At 67.6% G+C, this 18,972-nt stretch carries 19 protein-coding genes; 5 read left to right on the top strand and 14 right to left on the bottom strand.

All coding sequences use genetic code 11. The annotated features are described in order from the left end of the window. Positions 1-68: 68 nt before the first annotated feature. The 9 genes from AC0IZS_RS25385 to AC0IZS_RS25345 form a co-directional block, all read right to left on the bottom strand. Positions 69-617, bottom strand: a complete 549-nt coding sequence (locus AC0IZS_RS25385; protein ID WP_057204243.1) for an NADPH-dependent FMN reductase — start codon at positions 615-617, stop codon at positions 69-71. Between the two features lie 171 nt (positions 618-788). Next, positions 789-2,879 (bottom strand): family 2A encapsulin nanocompartment cargo protein cysteine desulfurase, encoded by a 2,091-nt coding sequence (locus AC0IZS_RS25380; protein ID WP_471638206.1) that lies wholly within the window; start codon positions 2,877-2,879, stop codon positions 789-791. A gap of 12 nt (positions 2,880-2,891) precedes the next feature. Then, a complete protein-coding gene (locus AC0IZS_RS25375) occupies positions 2,892-3,824 on the bottom strand; it encodes a family 2A encapsulin nanocompartment shell protein (RefSeq protein WP_057204241.1) in 933 nt (310 codons plus the stop codon). 78 nt (positions 3,825-3,902) lie between these two features. Beyond that, positions 3,903-4,175 carry a helix-turn-helix domain-containing protein gene (locus AC0IZS_RS25370; RefSeq protein WP_471638205.1) on the bottom strand — a complete coding sequence of 91 codons (273 nt, stop codon included), beginning with the start codon at positions 4,173-4,175 and terminating at the stop codon, positions 3,903-3,905. Continuing rightward, positions 4,172-5,107: a serine O-acetyltransferase EpsC gene (gene epsC / locus AC0IZS_RS25365; protein WP_471638204.1), complete on the bottom strand. Its 936-nt coding sequence runs from the start codon at positions 5,105-5,107 to the stop codon at positions 4,172-4,174. Before epsC ends, AC0IZS_RS25370 begins: the two co-directional genes overlap by 4 nt. 58 nt (positions 5,108-5,165) lie before the next feature. Next, positions 5,166-5,657 (bottom strand): rhodanese-like domain-containing protein, encoded by a 492-nt coding sequence (locus tag AC0IZS_RS25360; RefSeq protein WP_471638203.1) that lies wholly within the window; start codon positions 5,655-5,657, stop codon positions 5,166-5,168. A gap of 142 nt (positions 5,658-5,799) precedes the next feature. Then, positions 5,800-7,011: an N-methyl-L-tryptophan oxidase gene (gene solA, locus AC0IZS_RS25355; RefSeq protein WP_471638202.1), complete on the bottom strand. Its 1,212-nt coding sequence runs from the start codon at positions 7,009-7,011 to the stop codon at positions 5,800-5,802. A gap of 106 nt (positions 7,012-7,117) precedes the next feature. Beyond that, positions 7,118-8,269: a hypothetical protein gene (locus AC0IZS_RS25350; RefSeq protein WP_471638201.1), complete on the bottom strand. Its 1,152-nt coding sequence runs from the start codon at positions 8,267-8,269 to the stop codon at positions 7,118-7,120. 394 nt (positions 8,270-8,663) lie between these two features. Next, positions 8,664-9,614 (bottom strand): ADP-ribosylglycohydrolase family protein, encoded by a 951-nt coding sequence (locus AC0IZS_RS25345; protein WP_471638200.1) that lies wholly within the window; start codon positions 9,612-9,614, stop codon positions 8,664-8,666. Positions 9,615-9,695: 81 nt separating this feature from the next. Between AC0IZS_RS25345 and AC0IZS_RS25340 the strand changes: the two genes are divergently transcribed. Further along, positions 9,696-10,391 carry an NUDIX hydrolase gene (locus tag AC0IZS_RS25340; RefSeq protein ID WP_471638199.1) on the top strand — a complete coding sequence of 232 codons (696 nt, stop codon included), beginning with the start codon at positions 9,696-9,698 and terminating at the stop codon, positions 10,389-10,391. A 4-nt stretch (positions 10,392-10,395) separates the two neighbouring features. On the opposite strand, the gene AC0IZS_RS25335 is transcribed toward AC0IZS_RS25340, so the two are convergent. From AC0IZS_RS25335 to AC0IZS_RS25325, 3 genes are all read right to left on the bottom strand, one after another. Next, positions 10,396-11,337, bottom strand: coding sequence for a CysB family HTH-type transcriptional regulator (locus tag AC0IZS_RS25335; RefSeq protein ID WP_471638198.1), 942 nt, complete (start codon positions 11,335-11,337; stop codon positions 10,396-10,398). A 108-nt stretch (positions 11,338-11,445) separates the two neighbouring features. After that, entirely contained in the window at positions 11,446-12,243 is a 798-nt protein-coding gene (locus tag AC0IZS_RS25330) for a MetQ/NlpA family ABC transporter substrate-binding protein (RefSeq protein WP_471638197.1), read from the bottom strand. A 113-nt stretch (positions 12,244-12,356) separates the two neighbouring features. Next, positions 12,357-13,448, bottom strand: a complete 1,092-nt coding sequence (locus AC0IZS_RS25325; protein WP_471638196.1) for a DUF6817 domain-containing protein — start codon at positions 13,446-13,448, stop codon at positions 12,357-12,359. Positions 13,449-13,563: 115 nt separating this feature from the next. On the opposite strand from AC0IZS_RS25325, the gene AC0IZS_RS25320 reads away from it, so the two are divergent. Continuing rightward, positions 13,564-14,163, top strand: coding sequence for a helix-turn-helix domain-containing protein (locus AC0IZS_RS25320; protein ID WP_471638195.1), 600 nt, complete (start codon positions 13,564-13,566; stop codon positions 14,161-14,163). Then, positions 14,160-14,705 carry a GNAT family N-acetyltransferase gene (locus AC0IZS_RS25315; RefSeq protein WP_471638194.1) on the top strand — a complete coding sequence of 182 codons (546 nt, stop codon included), beginning with the start codon at positions 14,160-14,162 and terminating at the stop codon, positions 14,703-14,705. Before AC0IZS_RS25320 ends, AC0IZS_RS25315 begins: the two co-directional genes overlap by 4 nt. A 28-nt stretch (positions 14,706-14,733) precedes the next feature. On the opposite strand, the gene AC0IZS_RS25310 is transcribed toward AC0IZS_RS25315, so the two are convergent. Further along, entirely contained in the window at positions 14,734-15,630 is an 897-nt protein-coding gene (locus tag AC0IZS_RS25310) for a LysR family transcriptional regulator (protein ID WP_471638193.1), read from the bottom strand. Positions 15,631-15,701: 71 nt separating this feature from the next. Here AC0IZS_RS25310 and AC0IZS_RS25305 point away from each other — a divergent pair, with 71 nt between their 5' ends. Continuing rightward, on the top strand, positions 15,702-16,556 hold the full coding sequence (locus AC0IZS_RS25305) for a DMT family transporter (RefSeq protein WP_471638192.1): 855 nt from the start codon (positions 15,702-15,704) through the stop codon (positions 16,554-16,556). Between the two features lie 30 nt (positions 16,557-16,586). Further along, on the top strand, positions 16,587-17,381 hold the full coding sequence (locus tag AC0IZS_RS25300) for a GNAT family N-acetyltransferase (RefSeq protein ID WP_471638191.1): 795 nt from the start codon (positions 16,587-16,589) through the stop codon (positions 17,379-17,381). Between the two features lie 858 nt (positions 17,382-18,239). Here the strand turns inward: AC0IZS_RS25300 and AC0IZS_RS25295 are convergent. Next, positions 18,240-18,809, bottom strand: a complete 570-nt coding sequence (locus AC0IZS_RS25295) for a fasciclin domain-containing protein (RefSeq protein WP_471638190.1) — start codon at positions 18,807-18,809, stop codon at positions 18,240-18,242. Positions 18,810-18,972 lie beyond the last annotated feature (163 nt).

Below are 18,972 nucleotides of genomic sequence, written 5' to 3'. Positions count from 1 at the left end.
CGGTAGCGGGCCAGCCAAACAAAACGCCGCCCTGCAAGGGCGGCGTTTTCATGGGGCGATCAGAACGCTCAAATGTGCTTCTTGACCCAGCCCACGTACGCATCCACCCAGCCCTGCAGGAACTTCTTGCTGCCCTCGCCCACGTTGCCATCGGCATCGAACAGGCCTTCCTTGGCGTGGATGAAGCCCTCGGGCTGGCCCAGGGTGGGCACGTCGAGGTAGGCCAGCACATTGCGCAGGTGCTGCTGCGCCAGCGCGGTGCCGATGGCGCCCACCGAGGCGCCGATCACGCCCGCAGGCTTGCCGCCCCAGGCGCTCTGGCCGTAGGGGCGCGAGGCATGGTCGAGCGCGTTCTTGAGCACGCCGGGGATGGAGCGGTTGTACTCGGGCGTCACGAACAAGAGGCCCTGGGCGGCCTTGAGCTCGCCCTTGAGACGCAGCACCGAGGCGGCCTGCTGGCCGTCGTCGTCCTGGTTGTACAGAGGCAGGTCATCGATGCGCAGGTGGGTGAATTGGAAATCGGCCGGGGCCAGCCGCTCGATGGCGGTGGCCAGCTTGCGGTTGAACGAATCCTTGCGAAGGCTGCCGACGATGACGGCGATCTGGACATTGCTCATGGAAACTCCTTGTGAGTGGGACGACATGGAGAAAAGCGCTGCAGGGTCTCCCAACCCTGCAACACGAAGCGCTTGCCATGATAGCCACAGACCGTGGCCTGAGGATGAAGCAGGCCCAGCGCAATTGCTATATTTTGTATAGCAATTGCGCCAGGGCCTGAGACCTCCTGCTTACCCCGCTCGCCTTTGCCCTGCCAGGCGCTGCACCACGGCCACCAGGCGGTCGATCTCGTCGAAGGTGTTGTAGAACGCCAGCGACGGCCGCACCGTGGTCTCCACGCCGAAGCGGCGCAGGATGGGCTGGGCGCAGTGGTGGCCCGTGCGCACGGCGATGCCTTCCTCGTTGAGCGCCTTGCCCACCTCTTCGGTGGTGTAGCCGGCGAGTACGAAGGACATCACGCTGGCCTTGTCGTCGGCCGTGCCGATGAGGCGCACGCCACGGATGGCAGACAGGTGGTGCATGCCGTAGACCAGGAGCTCGTGCTCGTAGCGCGCGATGTTCTCGATGCCCACGCGGTTCACGTAGTCGATGGCGGCGCCCAGGCCCACGGCGTCGGCGATGTTGCCGGTGCCGGCCTCGAACTTGTTCGGGATGGGCTGGAACACTGTCTTCTCGAAAGTGACGTCGGCAATCATGTTGCCGCCGCCCTGCCAGGGCGGCATGTCTTCGAGCACCGCGCGCTTGCCCCAGACCACACCGATGCCGGTGGGCCCGAAGACCTTGTGGCCCGAGAAGACGAAGAAATCGGCCCCCAGGTCCTGCACGTCCACCTGCATGTGCGAGACCGACTGCGCGCCGTCGACCAGGGTGGTGGCTCCCGCCCGCTTGGCCAGCGCCACGATCTCCTTGACTGGCACCACGGTGCCCAGGGCGTTGGAGACCTGGGTGACGGCGACGATCCTGGTGCGGTCGTTGAGCAGCTTCTGGTACTCATCGAGCAGCACCTGGCCCGAGTCGTCCACCGGGATCACGCGCAGGCGTGCGCCCTTGGCGGCGGCCAGCTGTTGCCAGGGCACGATGTTGGCATGGTGCTCGAGGTGGCTGACGATGATCTCGTCGCCCTCGCCCACATGCTGCGCGCCCCAGCTCTTGGCCACCAGGTTGATGGCCTCGGTGGTGCCGCGCACGAAGATCACCTCGTTCACCTCGGGCGCGTTGATGAAGCGCTGCACACGCTGGCGCGCGCCTTCATAGGCGTCCGTCGCGCGCGCGGCCAGCTCGTGCGCCGCGCGGTGGATGTTGGAGTTTTCGTGCGCGTAGAAGTGGCTGATGCGGTCGATGACCGACTGCGGCTTGTGCGTGGTGGCCGCGTTGTCGAACCAGACGAGCTGGCGGCCATTGACCCGCTCCTGCAGCACCGGGAAATCGCGGCGAACCGCATGCACGTCGAACGCCGGGTGGGCGCTGCGGTCGGCCTGCGGAACACCGCTTCCAGCAGCAGGGGCACGGCCGGGCGTGGTGTAGCCGCCGGGCAGCACCACGGCATCGGCAAAGTAGAACCGGGGTTCGGTCGACGGCACGGTGCTGGGCACACCGGTGCCGGCCGTGGGCGAGCCCACGCGCGGCACTTCGGGCGCCGCGAACGGCAGGCGTGCCAGGGCATCGAGCCCGCCAGGAGCGGCGCCATGCCCGTCGGGCGGGGTCAGCTGGGGCGCGCGGTCTGCCGCCAGCGGATGGCCGTGGCGATCACCGAGGAAGTAATACGGCGATGCGCCCTGCGTCACCGCAGGGGCCGCCTGGGCGGGCGCCACAGAAACAGGCTGGGAGGTCGGCTGCGCCGCCCCGGGAACACCCAGCACGTCGCTGCCAAAGCGCGGCTCGTAAGCCGGCAAGATGCTGATCACCGAATCGGGCACGCCATTGCCTGCCACCGCATGCGGCAGCAGGGCCGGCGCGCGGTGCGCCAGCGAAGCCAGCGGCGTGGGCGAGGCCGGCACCAGGTTGGCACCCGGCACCAGCCCTTGCGGGATGGGCATGCCAGGCACGCCAGGGCCGAAGCCTGCAGGGCTTACCAGGGGCGAGCCGGCCGGCGCGATGTTGAGGGGCGCCTGCACACCCGGGGGCAGCGGTGTCGCCTGCCCTGCCCCAGGCAGCGAGCCCGGTGGCGTGGACGGCAAGGCACCTGCCGGCCCGGCGAAACGGGGTTGCTCGCCAGGGGCAGCGGCAAACAGCGCCGTCGCCAGGCTGGCCAGCAGCGCCGTATCGATGGGTGGCTGCAGCGTGGCGGGCACGCCTGCAGGGGTGAAGGAAGAAGTGGTCACCGCGCGGCCGCTTTACTTGTAGGTGTCGGGGTAGTCGTGGTACTTGTTGATCTCCACGTCGTCCAGCACCGCCAGGGCGTCGGGCGTGAGCACGGCCAGCGAGCAGTACAGCGAGATCAGGTAGGACGCGATGGCATGGTTGTTGATGCCCATGAAGCGCACCGACAGGCCCGGGCTCTGCTCACCGGGCAGGCCGGGCTGGAACAGGCCGACCACGCCCTGGCGCTTGTCACCCACGCGCAGCAGCAAGATCTTGCTCTTGCCATCGGCCACCGGCACCTTGTCCGAGGGGATCAGCGGAATGCCGCGCCAGGTGATGAACTGCGAGCCGAACAGGCTCACCGTGGGCGGCGGCGTGCCGCGGCGCGTGGCTTCGCGGCCGAAGGCGGCAATCGCCAGCGGGTGGGCCAGGAAGAAGGCGGGCTCCTTCCAGACCTTGGTGAGCAGCTCATCGAGGTCGTCCGGCGTGGGTGCGCCCGTGAGCGGAAACACGCGCTGCTCTTCGGTCACCTGGGCCAGCAGGCCGTAGTCGGGGTTGTTGATGAGCTCGCTCTCCTGGTTCTCCTTGATCGTCTCGATCGTCAGGCGCAGCTGTTCCTTGATCTGGTCGTGCGGGCTGCTGTACAGGTCGGAGATGCGGGTGTGTACGTCGAGCACGGTGCTCACGGCGTTCAGGAAGAACTCGCGCGGGTTCTCTTCGTAATCGACGAAGGTGCGCGGCAGCTGGTTCTCTTCCTCGCGGGCGGTGCAGGTGACCTTGATCAGCTCGGGGTTCTTGACCGTGTTGAGGCGGTAGATGCCCGCCTCCACCGGCACCCATTGCAGCAGGTGCGTGAGCCAGCGCGGCGAGATGGTCGAGAGTTGTGCGGTGGTCTTGGTCGCGTTGGCGAGTTGCCGTGCTGCGTTGTCGCCCAGGGCGGTCGTGCCGCCCACTGTTGCCGTCATGTGAGGCTCCGTATCAGAAAGGTTGGTAAACGAACAGGTATCGATTCCCAGCCAGTGTCGGATGCCCCCGCTACCGCTTCAACATGCTATAGCCGCCAATCGCGTGCCTTTCAGTGCATTGGCGCTGCTCAATTCATCGCAATGCCCTAGCAAGGTCGCACTGCTTACGCCCAGGGCCTGCGAGAGCTTGTCGATGGTGACCAGTGAGGCAATGGCCCGGCCGCGCTCGATCTCGCCCACGTAAGACCGGTTCAGGTCGGCATGTTCGGCCAGCAGTTCCTGCGACCAGCCGCGCGCCTCGCGCAGGCGCCGCACCGCGGTGCCGAAGCTGCGTACCAGCACATCGCTCATGCCGCCACCGTTCCCGCAGACTCGCCGTTGCGGCTGGCATCGTGGCGCGACAGGGCCTGCGTCACGTTGCCGCCCGCGGGCACGTCGTGCGTGATCCAGACATTGCCGCCGATGGTGGCGCCGCGCCCCAGCGTCACCCGACCGAGCACCGTGGCGCCGGCGTAGATGACCACGTCGTCCTCTACCACCGGGTGGCGCGGCAGGCCCTTTTGCAGGTGCCCGTCATCGTCGGTGGGAAAGCGCTTGGCGCCCAGCGTGACGGCCTGGTACACGCGCACGCGCTCGCCGATCACCGCCGTCTCGCCAATCACGACGCCCGTGCCATGGTCGATGAAGAAGCCCGCGCCGATCTGCGCGCCGGGGTGGATGTCGATGCCGGTCTGCGCATGAGCCTGCTCGGCCACGATGCGCGCCAGCAGCGGCAGCTCCAGCTGGTACAGCGTGTGCGCCAGGCGGTGGTGGATCATGGCCAGGATGCCGGGGTAGCACAGCAGCACCTCGTCCACGCTGCGCGCGGCCGGGTCGCCGTGGTAGGCGGCCAGCACGTCGCTGTCGAGCAGGCTGCGGATCTCGGGCAATGAGGCGGCAAAGCTGCGCGCTGCCTGCACGGCGCGCTTTTCGATGTTCTGCTCTTCCACCGGCTGGTGGCGCAGCACATAGCGCAACTCCAGCCGGACCTGTGCCAGCAGGGCATGCAATGCGGCGTCCAGCGTGTGGCCCACATAGAAGTCCTCGCTCTCCTGGCGCAGGTCGGGCGGGCCCAGGCGCATGGGAAAGAGCACGCCCTTGAGCTGCTCCACCACGGCAGCCAGCGCATCGCGCGAGGGGAACTCGCGCCCGCCGGGCTCCTGCGAGCGCTTTTGCAGGCTGCGCCAGTCGCGGCGCACGGCGTGCAGCGACTGCACGATGGGTTCGATGTTGAAGACGGCCATGGGAGGAAGCAAGAGCAGTGGTTCAGTCGTGGGGGGGCGGCCGCGGGCAGTCGGTTCTTCAGTCCTGGATCCAGGGCAGGCCGTGGAAGCGCCAGCCGTCCGATCCGCCGCGCTGCTGGCGTTCGTCGATCTCGCCCTCGAAGCCTTCGAGCACGTTGAAGACCTGGGTGAAGCCGGCCTTGGCCGCGGCTTCTGCCGCCAGGGCCGAGCGCTTGCCGCTGCGGCACAGCAGCAGCGCCGTGGCCTCCTTGCCGCCGTGGCTGGCCAGGCGCGCCTCCAGCTCGCGCACGAAGCGCGGGTTGCGCTGCAGCGCCGTGCCCGTGGCCCATGGCACGTGCAGGCTGTCCGGCACTTGGCCGACGAACTTCAGCTCTTCGGCCGAGCGCACGTCCACCAGCACGGCATCGCCAGCGGAGACGAGTTTCCACGCCACGGCGGGAGAGACACCGCCCGCATAGGGCAGGCCGGAGGCCAGTGCGACCGAGCGGGCAGATTCCAATTCCTGTGCGAGCACAGTGTCCTGGGTGTCCTGGATAGTGGATGAAGACATGGTGGGGTCCTTGGGGAGAGGGGTTGTCGCGGCCCTCGTTGGCGGGGCTGCTGTGAACAATGGGTCCACTCTAGAACCCTTCCCATAAAACCCAAAAGAATAAAAATTGGTTTCTATAAAACCAAAACATCCTTGCAATGGCTCACGCCACCTCGGCGGCGGCCAAGCCGTGCAGGGCGTGGCCAAAGGGCCGCAGATCCAGGCGCTCCGGCAGGTCGAGCACCTGCTGCGCCAGCGCCTCCCCCAGGGCGGCCGAGTGCTTGAAGCCATGGCCCGAACAGGCCGACGCCACATGCACGCCCGGCCAACCGGGCAGGCGGTCCACGACGAAGCCATGGTCGGGCGTCACGGTGTAGAGGCAGGCCCGCGCGTCCGTGCAGCGGGCGCCCGGGGCGTGAAAGTGCGGCAGCACATGGCGCTGGCGCATGGAATCCCTCTCCGCGTCGGCCACGACCCTGTCCACTGCCTCGGGCGTGGTGGTCTCAAGGTACTGCGCGGTGGCCACCTTGAAGGCCGGCGCGCCCGGGTCCGCCACCGGAAAGCCATAGATCGAATCGTCCGGTCCGTCACGGAAGGTCCAGATGAAGACCGGGAAGGCGCCGGGCCCGAACGATGGTGTGGCCGCCCCCATGTCGAACCAGAACATCACCTGGCGGTACACCGCCAGCTGGGGTGCCCAGGCATGCTGCAGCTCCTGGCCGAGCAGGCCCGGCAGCCACGGGCCGGCTGCCAGCACCACCTGCCCTGCATGGAAGCTGCCGTGGGTGGTGTCCACACGCAGGTGCTCGCCTTCGCGCACAAGGCCGGTCACGCGCACCCCTGTCTGCAGGCTGGCGCCGTGTACCTGGGCCTGTTGCAGCTGCGCGCTGATGGCGGCCTCGGGCCGCACGAAGCCGGCGTCGCGCTCCCAGTAGGCGAATTCGTTGTCGTTGAGCTGGAACTGCGGGTAGCGCCGGCGCAGGTCGGCATGGTCCAGCACCTCGTGGGCTATGCCATGGCGGCGCGCGATCTCGATGGTGTTGTGTACGAAGTCCAGGCGGCGCCCCTGGTGCAGCGGCGCGCCATCGCGCGGCCCGAGCACCAGGCCGTGCGTGCGGGTGTAGATCGACTGGCCGGTCGCGGCCTCCAGTTCACGCCAGATCTCGTGCGAGCGGCGCACCAGGGGCACGTATTCGTCGCCCTCCCCCACGGCCAGCCGCGTGATGCGCGTCTGCCCATGCGAGGAGCCCAGGCTGTGTGGCGGCTGGAACTGGTCCAGCCCAAGCACATTCGCCCCACGCCGGGCCAGTTGGTAGAGGGTGGCGGAGCCTACGGCGCCGAGGCCGATGACGATGGTGTCGAAGTGTGGGGGCATGCGCAAGAAGCAGGCTGAAAGTCAAGGCAGCAGCTTAAAGGCTGGCATCCCATCTTCCAAAGCCGCATTGCGCATGAGCTCATGACGAAACCCCCAGGCACGGCCCTCACTGCGGCCAGATCTTGCCCTTGCTCACGAAGCTGCCGGTGCCGGTCTTGTAGCCGAAGTGGACCTGCACGTTGAACGCGCGCAGCTCGGCCTCGGTGAAGTCCAGCGAGGGCGTGAACCTGAGGCTGGTGGCGTTGGCCACCTGGCTGGCGAAGGCAATGCCCTCCACGTCCGCCGGGACCTGGCTGCTCCAGCTGCCGTTGGCCAGGCGGAAGAACCAGGCGTCCGCCGGGAACGACAGGCCATTGGCCGGCACAAAAGCCGCGACCCAGGTGCTGATCTTCGGGTTGGCGGCGACATCCGCCACCGCCTGCGCCAGGCTGATGTCGAGCCGCAACGGCTGGCCGGCAGCGGACACCACCGCGGTGGCCACCGTGGCCGGGACCGGCAGGGTCGTCGCATTGTCCGGCGGGTTGACCGTGCCGGTACCGCCGCCCGCGCTCGGTGCGTCCACGGGGTCGGGGTAGTTGCTGCTGGTCCAGACGATCTTGGCATACCCTGCTGCGTACTGGGCCATGTCCACGTCGATGGCGCCCTGCACGTCGTACAGCGGGCTGCCGCTGAGCTGGCGCACGTAGAGCCAGTTGCCCTCCTTGGTGCTGCCACGGTTGGCATCGAGCTGGCCGCCCACGAAGCGCAGCGTGCCGCCGCCGTCATGCACCACGAGCTGGTCGGCGCGCTCGTTGACCAGGCGCGCGAACGAGGTGTCGATGCGCTCGCCGGTCTGGGCGTTCTGGTATTGCGCGCCGCTCAGGGCCGCCTCGCGCACCGGTGCCGAGCCGTAGCGCAGAACGAAGGCCGATTGCGTTCTCTGCGGCGCATAGCCCGAGAACATGAACGAGCGGGTCCCTGCGGGGATGAATATCTTGAATTCCTTGTACTGCAGCTGGTAGCCGGTGAACTCGGGCAACGCCAGCGATCCGCCGCCAGGGAACGCGCAGCCGCCCGTGGCGTAGCCGATCACGCAGCCGGTGGCACCTTGCGGCGCGTACTGCTGCTTGAAACCCACCTTGGTATCGAACTTGTAGTTGTAGGAACCGGCTGCCGGGGGCAGTGCAATCCTGAGCGCCGACTGGTGCAGCGAGACGAAGTTGGCAGCCTGGGCAAGCGGGGCCACCGCAGCCAGCAGGAAAACAGCGAGATACCGCATGGGATACATCCAGGAAAAATAGACAGGGAACAAGGACAAAATGAAACAATGAATGGCAGGTAGCTGGCCCTGATCAGGTTTCGTGCCTGGTTGCCGGGCGCAGCTTCCACCGAGGTCTAGCGTATCGCGCAGCAGCCAGAACGAAGGGCGGAAAAGCGGGAATGCCCGGCCGCTTTTCCCGGCCAGGCGGCAGTGCGAAGGCTAGGAGCGTGCGCGGCAGAAGGCATCGAAGCGAAACGTCCGAAAACCGAGGATCGTTGGGTAGTACCGACAAGCCCAGGGTGGCCCCCTGGGCGCCGGAGGTGATACCCGGCGAGACCGGTTTGTCGGGCGTTGCAGCCGATGCTCCTTCTGCCGCGCACGCTCCTAGGTGCCTGCGATGCTGAGCGAAGGCCTATACCGGAACGGCCCGCCCGTCCCGGTGCAGCAGCCCCGCCGCCATCTCGCCGATCTCCTCGCCCATGAACAACTGGCTGCGCCAGTGCGCTGGAATGCCTTCGATGCCGTAGAACGCCCCCGCCACCTGCCCGGTGATCGCTGCCGTGGTGTCGGCATCGTCGCCCAGGTTGGCGGCGGCCAGCACGGCATCGGCAAACGAGTCGGTGCTGGCAAAGCACCACAGGGCCGCCTCCAGCGAGGCCACGCAGTAGCCGCTGCCGCGGATCGCCTCGCGCGGCTTGCCCCGGTACTGGCCTGCCGCGATGCTGCGCACCGCAGGACAAGCCAGCCCCTCCTGCAACACGGTCAACACCTCCATCCTCGCGGCCTCGCCGCGCCGGGCGTCGGCCGCGAGGGCATGGGCAATCACCTCGGCCAACACGCTGCAGCACTCGAGCGCCTCGGCCGCGCCGTGCGTGGTCTGCGAACTGAGCCGCGCCTGGCGCACAACCGCCTGCATGTCAGGGAAGTAGCGCAGCACCACGGGCGCCAGCCGCATCAGCGAGCCGTTGCCGGCGGTCTGGGGGTCGGTGGAGCCAGCCATCGGTTCGCCATTGGCCATGAAGCGCGACAGCGCATCGCGCACGGTGATGCCGATGTCGAAGCAGGTGCCGGTGGGGCTGGGGTAGCCCCAGCGCCACCAGTTCACATAGCGGCGCATCTGGTCTTCGGCATCGAAGCCGCCGCGGTGCAGCAGGCTTTGCGCCAGGCAGATGGCCATGGAGGTGTCGTCCGTCCACTGGCCCGGCGCCAGGCGGAACGGGCCGCCGCCCACCATGTCGGCGATGGGCGCAAAGCTGCCGCGCGGGCTGAACTCCAGCGTGGTGCCCACGGCATCGCCACAGGCCAGGCCGACGAAGGAGCCGCGGTAGCGGCCTTCCAGGCCCTTGTCGAAATCTGTTGCCATAGGCCCTCCAACTTAGTTTAATTGATAAACTTATCATAGTTTCATTAAAATACTAAGTCAAGCCAGCGCCACGGAAACACCATGCCAAAAACCTCTGCAGAAACCCTGTTCCCGCCCGTCATCTGCACCGTGGACGTGGTGCTCATGGCGCTCAAGGACGATGCCCTGCACGTCGTGCTGCTCGAGCGCAAGAACCCGCCTTTTGCCGGCGCACTGGCCTTGCCGGGCGGCTATATCCACGCACAGGAGGACCGCACGGCCTGGGATGCGGCGGCGCGCGTGCTGCGCGACAAGACCGGCATCACAAGCCCCTACCTTGAACAGTTGGCCACCTACTCCGGCGCCGACCGGGACCCGCGCGGCTGGTCGGTCTCCGTCGTCTACTATGCGCTGGTGCCGGCAGAGCTGCTGCCCGCCGACCGCGAGGGGCTTACCCTGGCACCGGTGGCCGCGCTGCCGGCCCTGCCCTTCGACCACCAGGACATCGTGGCGCTGGCCGTGGAGCGCGTGCGCGCCAAGAGCCAGTACTCGTCGCTGCCGGTGTACCTGTGCGGCGAGCGCATCACCCTGCCACGCCTGCAGGCGGTGTACGAGGCGGTGCTGGGCGAGCCCATCAACAAGGTGAGCTTTCGGCGCAAGATCGACGAGCTGGACATGCTGGAACCCATCGCGGGCGCGCAGGAAACCGGTGGCGCGCACCGGCCGGCGCAGATCTACCGCCTGCGCGAAGAGTACCGGCGCGCGCTCTCCACCGTGCAGCGCGGCATCAATTCCTGACCGGCTACTCCAGCGGCGTGCCGGTGGCGCGCACGGCCTTTTCCACAGCCTCGCGCTGCAGCGTGGGCGCAAAGGTCTCGATGAAGCTGTAGGCATAGCCGCGCAGCCAGGTGCCCTTGCGCACGGCCAGGCGGGTGACGTTGACCTCGAACAGGTGGCGCGCTTCGAGCATGCGCAGCTGGCGGTCGCGCTCGGGGTCGACCGCGATGGAGGCCACGATGCCCACGCCCATGCCCAGTTCCACATAGGTCTTGATCACGTCGGCATCCATGGCCGAGAGCACCACGTCCGGGCGCAGGCCTTCGCGCGCAAAGGCCTCGTCGATGTGGGCCCGGCCGGTGTAGCCCAGCTCGTAGGTGATGATGGGGTACTCGGTGAGCTGCTGCAGCGTCACGGGTTCGGTCAGCGCCAGCAGCGGGTGCTCGGGCGGCACGACGATGCTGTGCGTCCAGCGGTAGCACGGCAGGGTGACCAGCGCATCGTAGTGCGCCAGCGCCTCGGTGGCCACGCCGATGTCGGCCTCGCCGCTGAGCAGCATCTCGGCCACCTGCTTGGGCGAGCCCTGGTGCAGGTGCAGCGAGACCTGCGGGAACATGGCGCGAAAGTCGCGCACCACCTGCGGCAGGGCATAGCGCGCCTGCGAGTGGGTGGCGGCAATCGACAGGCGCCCCTCGTGGCTGGCGCTGTAGTCCTGCCCCGCCCGGCGCAGGTTGTCGGCGTCGTGCAGCAGGCGCTCCACGATGGGCAACACCGCTTCGCCCGGCGGCGTGAGGCCCGTGAGCCGCTTGCCCGCGCGCACGAAGATCTCGATGCCCAACTCTTCCTCGAGCTCGCGGATCTGGCGGCTCACGCCTGGCTGCGAGGTGTACAGGATGTTCGCCACCTCGGTCAGGTTGAAGCCGCTGCGCACGGTCTCGCGCACGGACCGCAGTTGCTGGAAGTTCATGGAGTGTCTCTGTAGTTCGTGTCGGCAGGCGGATGGAACGGGCGGCCTCGGCGATGAGGTCGCCCATGAAAAAAGGGCGGCATGCCGCCGCCCTTACGCTTGCCCGGCTCAGAAGCCTGCCAGCACCGATCCCTTGAACTCGGTCTGGATGAACTTGCGTACTTCCTCCGAGTGGTAGGCCTTCACGAGCTTGGCCACCCAGGGCTTGTCCTTGTCGGCTTCGCGCACGGCGATCAGGTTGACGTACGGGCTCTTGGCGTTTTCTTGCGCAATCGCATCCTTGCCCGGGTTCAGGCCGGCGGAGAGTGCGAAGTTGGTGTTGATGGCCGAGGCGTCCAGGTCGTCGAGCGAGCGCGGCAGTTGGGCGGCATCGAGTTCCACGAACTTGATCTTCTTGGGGTTGCCCACCACGTCCAGCGGCGTGGCCTTGAGGTCGGAGCCCTCACGCAGCTTGATCAGGCCCTTGTCCTGTAGCACCAGCAGCACGCGGCCGCCGTTGGTCGGGTCGTTGGGGATGCCGAACTTGGCGCCTTCTTTCAGGTCTTCGAGCTTCTTGACCTTCTTGGAGTACAGGCCGATCGGGAAGTTGACGGTGTAGCCCACAGGCACGATCTTGTAGCCACGGTCCTTGACCTGGTTGTCCAGGTAGGGCTTGTGCTGGTAGCTGTTGGCATCAAGGTCGCCAGCGGCCAGGGCGGCGTTGGGCTGCACGTAGTCGCTGAACTCGACGATCTGGATCTTCAGGCCGTCTTTCTCGGCGACCTTCTTGACCACCTCGAAGATCTGCGCGTGCGGGCCGCCCGTCACGCCGATCTTCAGGGGCTTGTCCTGCGCCATGGCGCCCGTGGCGAAACCGGTGGCGAGGGCCAGGGCAAGGGCGGATTGCAGGAGGGAGCGCTTGTTCACGGAAAACACCTTTCGTTATGGGATGTTTCCACTATAGGGTTTGCCCTTTAAAACTCAAAAGAATAACTTTTAATTACCTTAGATTCAATTGATATAAAGAAGTCAAGCAAGCGTCAACCGCGCAGCGCCACGTTGTTGAGCTTGTCCAGCCGCTCGGGCCAGTTGCCCTCGGTGGCCGACTGCTGCAGGATGCGTGTCCACGCCACCCAGGCATCCCACTGCACGCGCTTGTCCCAGGAATTGCCCCAGGCGCTGAACTGCTGCAGCGCGCCGGAGGCCGCGGCGGCAGCGTCGGCATTGCGGCCGGCGGACAGGTACAGCTGGGCCAGCACCATCTGCGGCTCACCCACCCAGGGGTTGTGGCGCACGGCGCTCTCCAGCACGGCGGTGGCCACGTCGAGGTCGGCCAGGGGCTGGTCCTGCTGGATCACCGACCAGTACAGCGAGGTGGCGGCCGCCTCGTCGGCCGCCGACAGTGCGGCGGTGCAGCCGTTGAATACGGGCGGCGTAGGCAGTAGGCCCCTCAGGCCCGGGTGCTGCAGCGCCAGGCCCAGCGCATTGATCTGGCTCACCATGCGGCCACTGGGCCGCATGGGGCCGGGCCACAGCGCGGCGGCCCAATGCACGGCCTGCGGGCGCTGCTGCACGGTGGGAAAGCGCGAGTAGATGTCGTCCTGCCAGCTGAACCACTGCTCGATGGTGTCGGCCATGCTCACGATGGTGAAGGCCGCCACCTCGTAGGGCGTAAGCACGTGGGGCTGGCCGTCCTTCTCCAGCACCAGGCTGCCATCGGCCTCCAGCGCGCCGGCCAGCACGCGCTGCACGAACTGCGTGCGCGACTGGGTGCAGAACAGGTAGACCAGATGCTCTGCCGATTCGCCGGCAATTTCGCGCACGCGGGCCCGCTCCTTGGCGGGGTCGAACTTCACCAGGTCCACGAAGGCATTGCCGTACACGCTGTGCAAGAGGCCCAGCAGACGCACGTCCTGCGGCTGCTGCCACATGGCCAGCGACCGCGCCACGCCCACCAGGTGGTGGCGGAAGGTGCCGGCCTTGTGCCAGTCCTGCCCCACGTTGCGCGCCAGCACGGTGGGCAGCACGGGGGCCAGGTCGGCGTCGCGGGCCAGCCACTCCTCGTCGAGCAGGGGCAAGGCACGGGCCAGCAGGTCGGCATCGAGCGGTTGGAATGGCAGCGTCGTCGTCACGGTGTCTCCTTCAATCCTGGATGTTCTCGTTGCCAAGTATCGCCGCTCAGCGAGGCCATGGGATGTGCACACACCATTCCAACATAATGGATTAAATATCCATTAAACTGGAAACATGGACATCCACACCCGCATTGCCCAGCGTTTGCGCGAATTGCGCGACGCACGCGGCTACTCCCTCGAAGCACTGGCCGAGCGCAGCGGCGTAAGTCGCTCCAACATCTCGCTGATCGAGCGCGGCCAGAGCAGCCCCACGGCAGCCGTGCTCGACAAGCTGGCCATTGGCCTGGGCGTGGCATTGGCTTCGTTCTTCGATGATGCCAGCGCCCAGGCGGCCGAGCCGCCCGCGCCCCTGATCCGCGCGGCCGACCAGCCCCTGTGGCAGGACCCGGCCTCGGGCTATGTGCGGCGCCGGCTCTCGCCGCCGGCACCCTCGCCGCTGCAACTGGTGGAGGTGGTGTTCCCTGCGGGCCGGCGCGTGGCGCTGGATTCGGCCGTGCATGACGCCGACATCCACCAGCAGGTCTGGCTGATCGAAGGCGCCATGGACCTCAGCGTCGGCGAGACCACCTGGCACCTCCAGGCCGGCGACTGCCTGGCCATGCGCCTGAACCAGCCCATCGTGTTCCACAACCCCACGCCGCAGGACGCGCGCTACCTGGTGGCGCTGGCCACCCTGCCCCCACCACCCATCCCTACCCGGAGAAACCCATGAATGCCGCCGCCGACACCACTACCACCATCACCGTGCGCCGCCTGGGCGCCAACGAAGCCGCCGCCAGCGCCCAGGCCCTGGCCGAGGTGCTGATCGACTGCGTACACGGCGGCGCTTCGGTGAGCTTCATGGACCCGCTGCCGCACGACAAGGCCCTGGCCTTCTGGCGCGGCGTGGCCGACGGTGTGGCGCGCAATGAGCGCGTGCTGCTGGTGGCCGAGGATGCGGTAGAGGGCATCGTGGGCACCGTGCAGCTCATCACCGCCATGCCCGACAACCAGCCCCACCGCGCCGACGTGGCCAAGATGCTGGTGCACCGCAAGTCCCGGCGCCAGGGCGTGGCCCAGCGCCTGATGGCCGCGCTCGACGATGCGGCGCGCAGCGAAGGCAAGAGCGTGCTGGTGCTGGACACCGTGACCGGCGGCGATGCCGAGCGCCTGTACGAGCGCGCGGGCTGGCAGCGCGTGGGCGAGGTGCCGCGCTATGCGCTGATGCCCGATGGGGCCTTTTGCGGCACCACGTTCTTCTTCAAGCACCTCTAAGGCCGATGATCCGCAGGCGGCGTCCTGTCTACGCAAGGCTCTGCAGAGCATCCAGGACCGCGCGCGTGGCTGCGCCATGTGCCTGGTCCGTGCGGTAGGCCAGACCCAGTTCGCGCAGCAGCGGCGGGTGCAGAGGGCGTACCTGCAGGCCGGCGTTGTCGGGGTCGCCACCACCACGCACCCCGGGCTGCTCCAGCGGCAGCAGGGCCACCCCCTGCCCGGCCGCCACCAGGCTGCGCAACGCCAGCGGGTGGTTGAGCTCCATGCGCGGGCGCGCATGCAGCCCGGCCTGGGCAAACCAGGCTGCGATCAGGCGGTACATCTGCGTGGCCGGGCCGAACGACATCCAGGGGTGCCCGGCCAGCCATTCTCCGGTGATGCGCCGGGGCGCCTTCCAGCCCGGCGGCAGCAGCGCCACCATGGGGTCGCTGCGCCAAGGCACCACCTGCACCTGGCCGGTGGCGGCCTGCGGCATGGCGACGATGGCCAGGTCCAGCGTGCCTGCCGCCAGGCGCGCCATGGCCTCGGCAGAGCCGAGCACGTCGAGCCGCACGTCCACGCCCGGGCTTTGGCGCGCCAGCGTGTCCACCAGGCGCGGCAGCAGGTGCGCGCTGACGCCCGCCGTCGTGCCCAGGCGCACCAGGCCTTCGAGGCCCTGGGCGCGGCGGCGCACCTGCTCGACCACCTCGTCCACCCCGGCCAGCAGACGGCGCCCTCCGGCCACCAGGGCCTCGCCCGCCGGCGTCAGGCTGGCGTGGCGGCGCCCGCGCACCACCAGCGTGGCACCCAGGCGCGACTCCAGCTCGCTGATGTGCAGGCTCACGGTGGGCGGCGCCAGGTGCAGCGCCTGCGCGGCCGCAGCCAGCGTGCCCAGATCGGCAATGGCGATGAGTGTCTGCACCTGGTCCAGATTGAGGTTACGCATCAGAAATCCTGAATTCAGCAGTCATTGAATTCAACTTTACAGATGTCTGGAGGGAAAACACCATCCCTCCCATGATCACCAACGACGTTTTTTTCATCGTCCTGCTCTCCGCAGTCCTCAATGCCGGCTGGAACAGCGCCATCAAGATCGGCGGCGACCGGATCACCGCCATGGCCATCACCACGCTGATCGGCAGTGCGCTGTCGCTGCTCGTGCTGCCCTGGGTGGCCTGGCCCAGGCCCGAGAGCTGGCTGCTGCTGGGTGCGTCCATCGCCATCCACACCGCCTACCACTTTGCGCTGCCCCTCGCCTACAACCATGGCGACCTGGGGCAGGTGTACCCCATCGCGCGCGGCTCTGCGCCGGTGATGGTGATGCTTGGAGGGGCACTGTTCGCTGGCGAGTCGCCCGGGCCTGGCGCCTTGGTGGGCGTGCTGTGCCTGTGCGCCGGGGTGCTCTCGCTGGCATTGCTCAAAACCCAGGCTGGTAGCGGCAACCACAGCCGCAAGGCGGTGGGCTACGCGCTGCTCACCGGCGCGCTGATCGCGGCCTACACCGTGGTGGACGCGCTTGGCGCGCGGCAGTCCGGCACGGCGATTGGTTTCGCGGTGCTGATCACGCTGGGCGACGGCATTGCCACGGCCCTCATCGTGCTGGGGTGGAAGGGTCGGCGCGCCTTCACGGTGGAGCGCCGTGCCCTCTGGCTGTGCGCTGCCGCCGGCACCATGCAGATGGGTGCCTACTGGACCGCCGTATGGGCCCTGGCCCGTGCCCCCATGGGCCAGGTATCTGCCCTGCGCGAGACCAGCGTGCTGCTGGTGGCGCTGGTCTCGGCCTGGCTGCTCAAGGAGCGCGTGGGGCCGGGTCGCATCGTGGCGGCGGGGCTGGTGTTTGCGGGCATCGTCGGCATCCGGCTCGGGTCATAGCGCGGTCGCCTGCGGTTGGTATAAATGGGCATGTCCCTCGCAATGCCCCTGGCCAACGCGGCCCAGTCCACGTCGGTTGGCCCCGAGACCATCCGCGCCCTCGAAGAGCGCGCCTTCAATGCCTGGCCCGCGCGCCAGAGCGCGCTGCAGGGCGGCTGGGTGTTTCGCCTGTCGGGCGGCTTCACCAAGCGCGCCAATTCGGTGAATGCCATCGAGGCCGGCGCGTCCTTCAGCGGCGTGCGCGCTGCGGCCGAGGCGCTGTACGCACGCCACGGATTGCCGCCGGTGTTCCGCATCTCGCCCCTGGCCCACCCGGATGCCGACCAGGAACTGGCCGACGCCGGCTACGCGCACTTCGATCCCTCTTTGGTCATGGCAACCACCGGGTTGGGTGCGGCGCAGGCCCATGCCGGCGTGCAGATCGACACGGTCCCCACGGCAGCATGGCTCGATGGCTTCGCGGCGGCCAATGGCGTGCAGGTGAAGAACCATGCGATCCACCACGCCATGGTGCATGCGATCGCCCTGCCCTGTGCGTTTGCCAGCCTGCGCGATGGCGCGGGCCAAACCATCGGCTTCGGGCTGGCGGTGCTGGAGCGCGGGGCCATCGGGCTCTATGACATCGTGGTGGATCCTGCCCTGCGCGGGCGGGGGCATGGCAGTGTTCTGGTGCGCGCGCTGCTGCAGTGGGGGTGCGATGTGGGGGCTGGGTCGGCTTATCTGCAGGTGCGGGCGGTCAATGGGGTGGCTCGGAGCTTGTATGCGGGGCTGGGGTTTGTGGAGGTTTATGGGTACCACTATCGGATTCCGCCTGTGAAGGCTTGATGGGTTTGTGGTGATGGTTGCTGTTTGCCTTTGTTGAGGGCGGAGGCCGGGTCTCGGCCCGGCGGCCGAGGTACCTTTCTTTGCGTCGCCAAAGAAACGTACCCCAAAGAAAGGCGACCCCGCTGCCCGTGTCCCCCTCGCCCGGGGGCGAGGGGGCAGCCTGCGATGCTCGGACCTGGGGTGACGCCGAAGAACTCCCTGCGCTGCCTCTGCGAGGCAGCTGCGGTCAAACAGCTTCGGCGAGCCAGATGACGAGGCGCGTGTCCTTCGGCACGCGCTCACCCCAGGCCCTGCGCTTCTCGGCACGGTCAGAAGGGGGTGGGAGCGGGCTCCACTCGGGCCATTGCTTCGCTCGGCCTGTGGTCCTTCGCTGCGCTCGGCTCGCCAGGGCGGCTGCGCCGCCCGTCGGCAGCGCGCAGCGCGTAACCGACACCCGGCGCAGCTGCGAAGCAGCAGCCGTCTGTGACCCCGCTCCCCACCCCTTCTGGCTGCGCCGAGAAGCGCAGGGGCTGGGGTGGGTGCGTGTGCCGAAGGACACACGCACTTCGTGATCTAGCTTGCCGATGCTGTTTGAGCGGAGTTCGAAGAACGCAGCGAGTTCATCGGCACCACCCCAGGTCCGAGCATCGCAGGTTGCCCCCATCGCCCGACAGGGCGATGGGGGACGCAGACTGGGGGCCGCCTTCTCTTTGGTGACTTTCTCTTGGCGGCCAAGAGAAAGTTACTGCGCCGCCGGGCGCACATCCCGGCCTCCGCACTCAACCAAAGCACGCAGCCAGCAAAACAATCAGACCCCCCAAAAAAATGGCCGCAAAACCCCAAAGGCCGCGACCACTCTTAAGCACCTACCGACAGTGATTACTTGGGCAACAGCACCTTGTCCACCACGTGAATCACCCCATTGGACTGGTACACATCCGCAATCGTCACATTCGCCATACCTCCCTTTTCATCGGTCAGCATGATGGTCTTGCCACTGGCCTTGGCCGTGAGCGTGCCGCCGGCCACCGTCTTGATGCTGGCCATGCCCTTGCCATCGGCAATCATCTTCGACAAGGCCGCCGCATCCCACTTGCCGGCCACCACGTGGTAGGTCAGCACGGTGGTCAGCGTGGCCTTGTTCTCGGGCTTGAGCAGCGTGTCCACGGTGCCGGCTGGCAGGGCCGCGAATGCAGCGTTGGTGGGTGCGAAGACGGTGAACGGGCCTGGGCCCTTGAGCGTGTCGACCAGGCCCGCGGCCTTGACCGCAGCCACCAGCGTGGTGTGGTCCTTGGAGTTCACGGCGTTGTCGATGATGTCCTTGCTGGCCAGCATGGGGGCACCGCCCACCATCACGTCGGCGGCCATGGCAGGAACGGCGGCGGCAGCGACCAGGGCAGCGGCGAGGCCGATGGCGGCGAGGCGGGCATTGAAACGAATGGCGGTCATGGAAATCTCCTGGAGTCGATTGATGAACTGTCTGTGACCGCATGAGGAATGCCACGCGGCTGTCAATCAATACGGCACTCGCACGGCATCGGATGCAAGCCCGGGAAAAATGACTGCAAATAACAAAAAAAATCGCCCTGCGGCACTGGCCGGGGGCGATTGA

It is taken from the genome of Acidovorax sp. AC410 (genome assembly GCF_979253235.1).
Note: the sequence above shows the minus strand (reverse complement) of the source record. Positions and strands in the feature narration are given on the sequence as shown.

Coding starts and splice junctions, on each gene's coding strand:
- AC0IZS_RS25385 (WP_057204243.1), bottom strand. CDS start 617: ATGAGCAATGTCCAGATCGCCGTCATCGTCGGCAGCCTTCGCAAGGAT.
- AC0IZS_RS25375 (WP_057204241.1), bottom strand. CDS start 3,824: ATGACGGCAACAGTGGGCGGCACGACCGCCCTGGGCGACAACGCAGCA.
- AC0IZS_RS25370 (WP_471638205.1), bottom strand. CDS start 4,175: ATGAGCGATGTGCTGGTACGCAGCTTCGGCACCGCGGTGCGGCGCCTG.
- epsC (WP_471638204.1), bottom strand. CDS start 5,107: ATGGCCGTCTTCAACATCGAACCCATCGTGCAGTCGCTGCACGCCGTG.
- AC0IZS_RS25360 (WP_471638203.1), bottom strand. CDS start 5,657: ATGTCTTCATCCACTATCCAGGACACCCAGGACACTGTGCTCGCACAG.
- solA (WP_471638202.1), bottom strand. CDS start 7,011: ATGCCCCCACACTTCGACACCATCGTCATCGGCCTCGGCGCCGTAGGC.
- AC0IZS_RS25350 (WP_471638201.1), bottom strand. CDS start 8,269: ATGCGGTATCTCGCTGTTTTCCTGCTGGCTGCGGTGGCCCCGCTTGCC.
- AC0IZS_RS25345 (WP_471638200.1), bottom strand. CDS start 9,614: ATGGCAACAGATTTCGACAAGGGCCTGGAAGGCCGCTACCGCGGCTCC.
- AC0IZS_RS25340 (WP_471638199.1), top strand. CDS start 9,696: ATGCCAAAAACCTCTGCAGAAACCCTGTTCCCGCCCGTCATCTGCACC.
- AC0IZS_RS25335 (WP_471638198.1), bottom strand. CDS start 11,337: ATGAACTTCCAGCAACTGCGGTCCGTGCGCGAGACCGTGCGCAGCGGC.
- AC0IZS_RS25320 (WP_471638195.1), top strand. CDS start 13,564: ATGGACATCCACACCCGCATTGCCCAGCGTTTGCGCGAATTGCGCGAC.
- AC0IZS_RS25315 (WP_471638194.1), top strand. CDS start 14,160: ATGAATGCCGCCGCCGACACCACTACCACCATCACCGTGCGCCGCCTG.
- AC0IZS_RS25310 (WP_471638193.1), bottom strand. CDS start 15,630: ATGCGTAACCTCAATCTGGACCAGGTGCAGACACTCATCGCCATTGCC.
- AC0IZS_RS25305 (WP_471638192.1), top strand. CDS start 15,702: ATGATCACCAACGACGTTTTTTTCATCGTCCTGCTCTCCGCAGTCCTC.
- AC0IZS_RS25300 (WP_471638191.1), top strand. CDS start 16,587: ATGTCCCTCGCAATGCCCCTGGCCAACGCGGCCCAGTCCACGTCGGTT.
- AC0IZS_RS25295 (WP_471638190.1), bottom strand. CDS start 18,809: ATGACCGCCATTCGTTTCAATGCCCGCCTCGCCGCCATCGGCCTCGCC.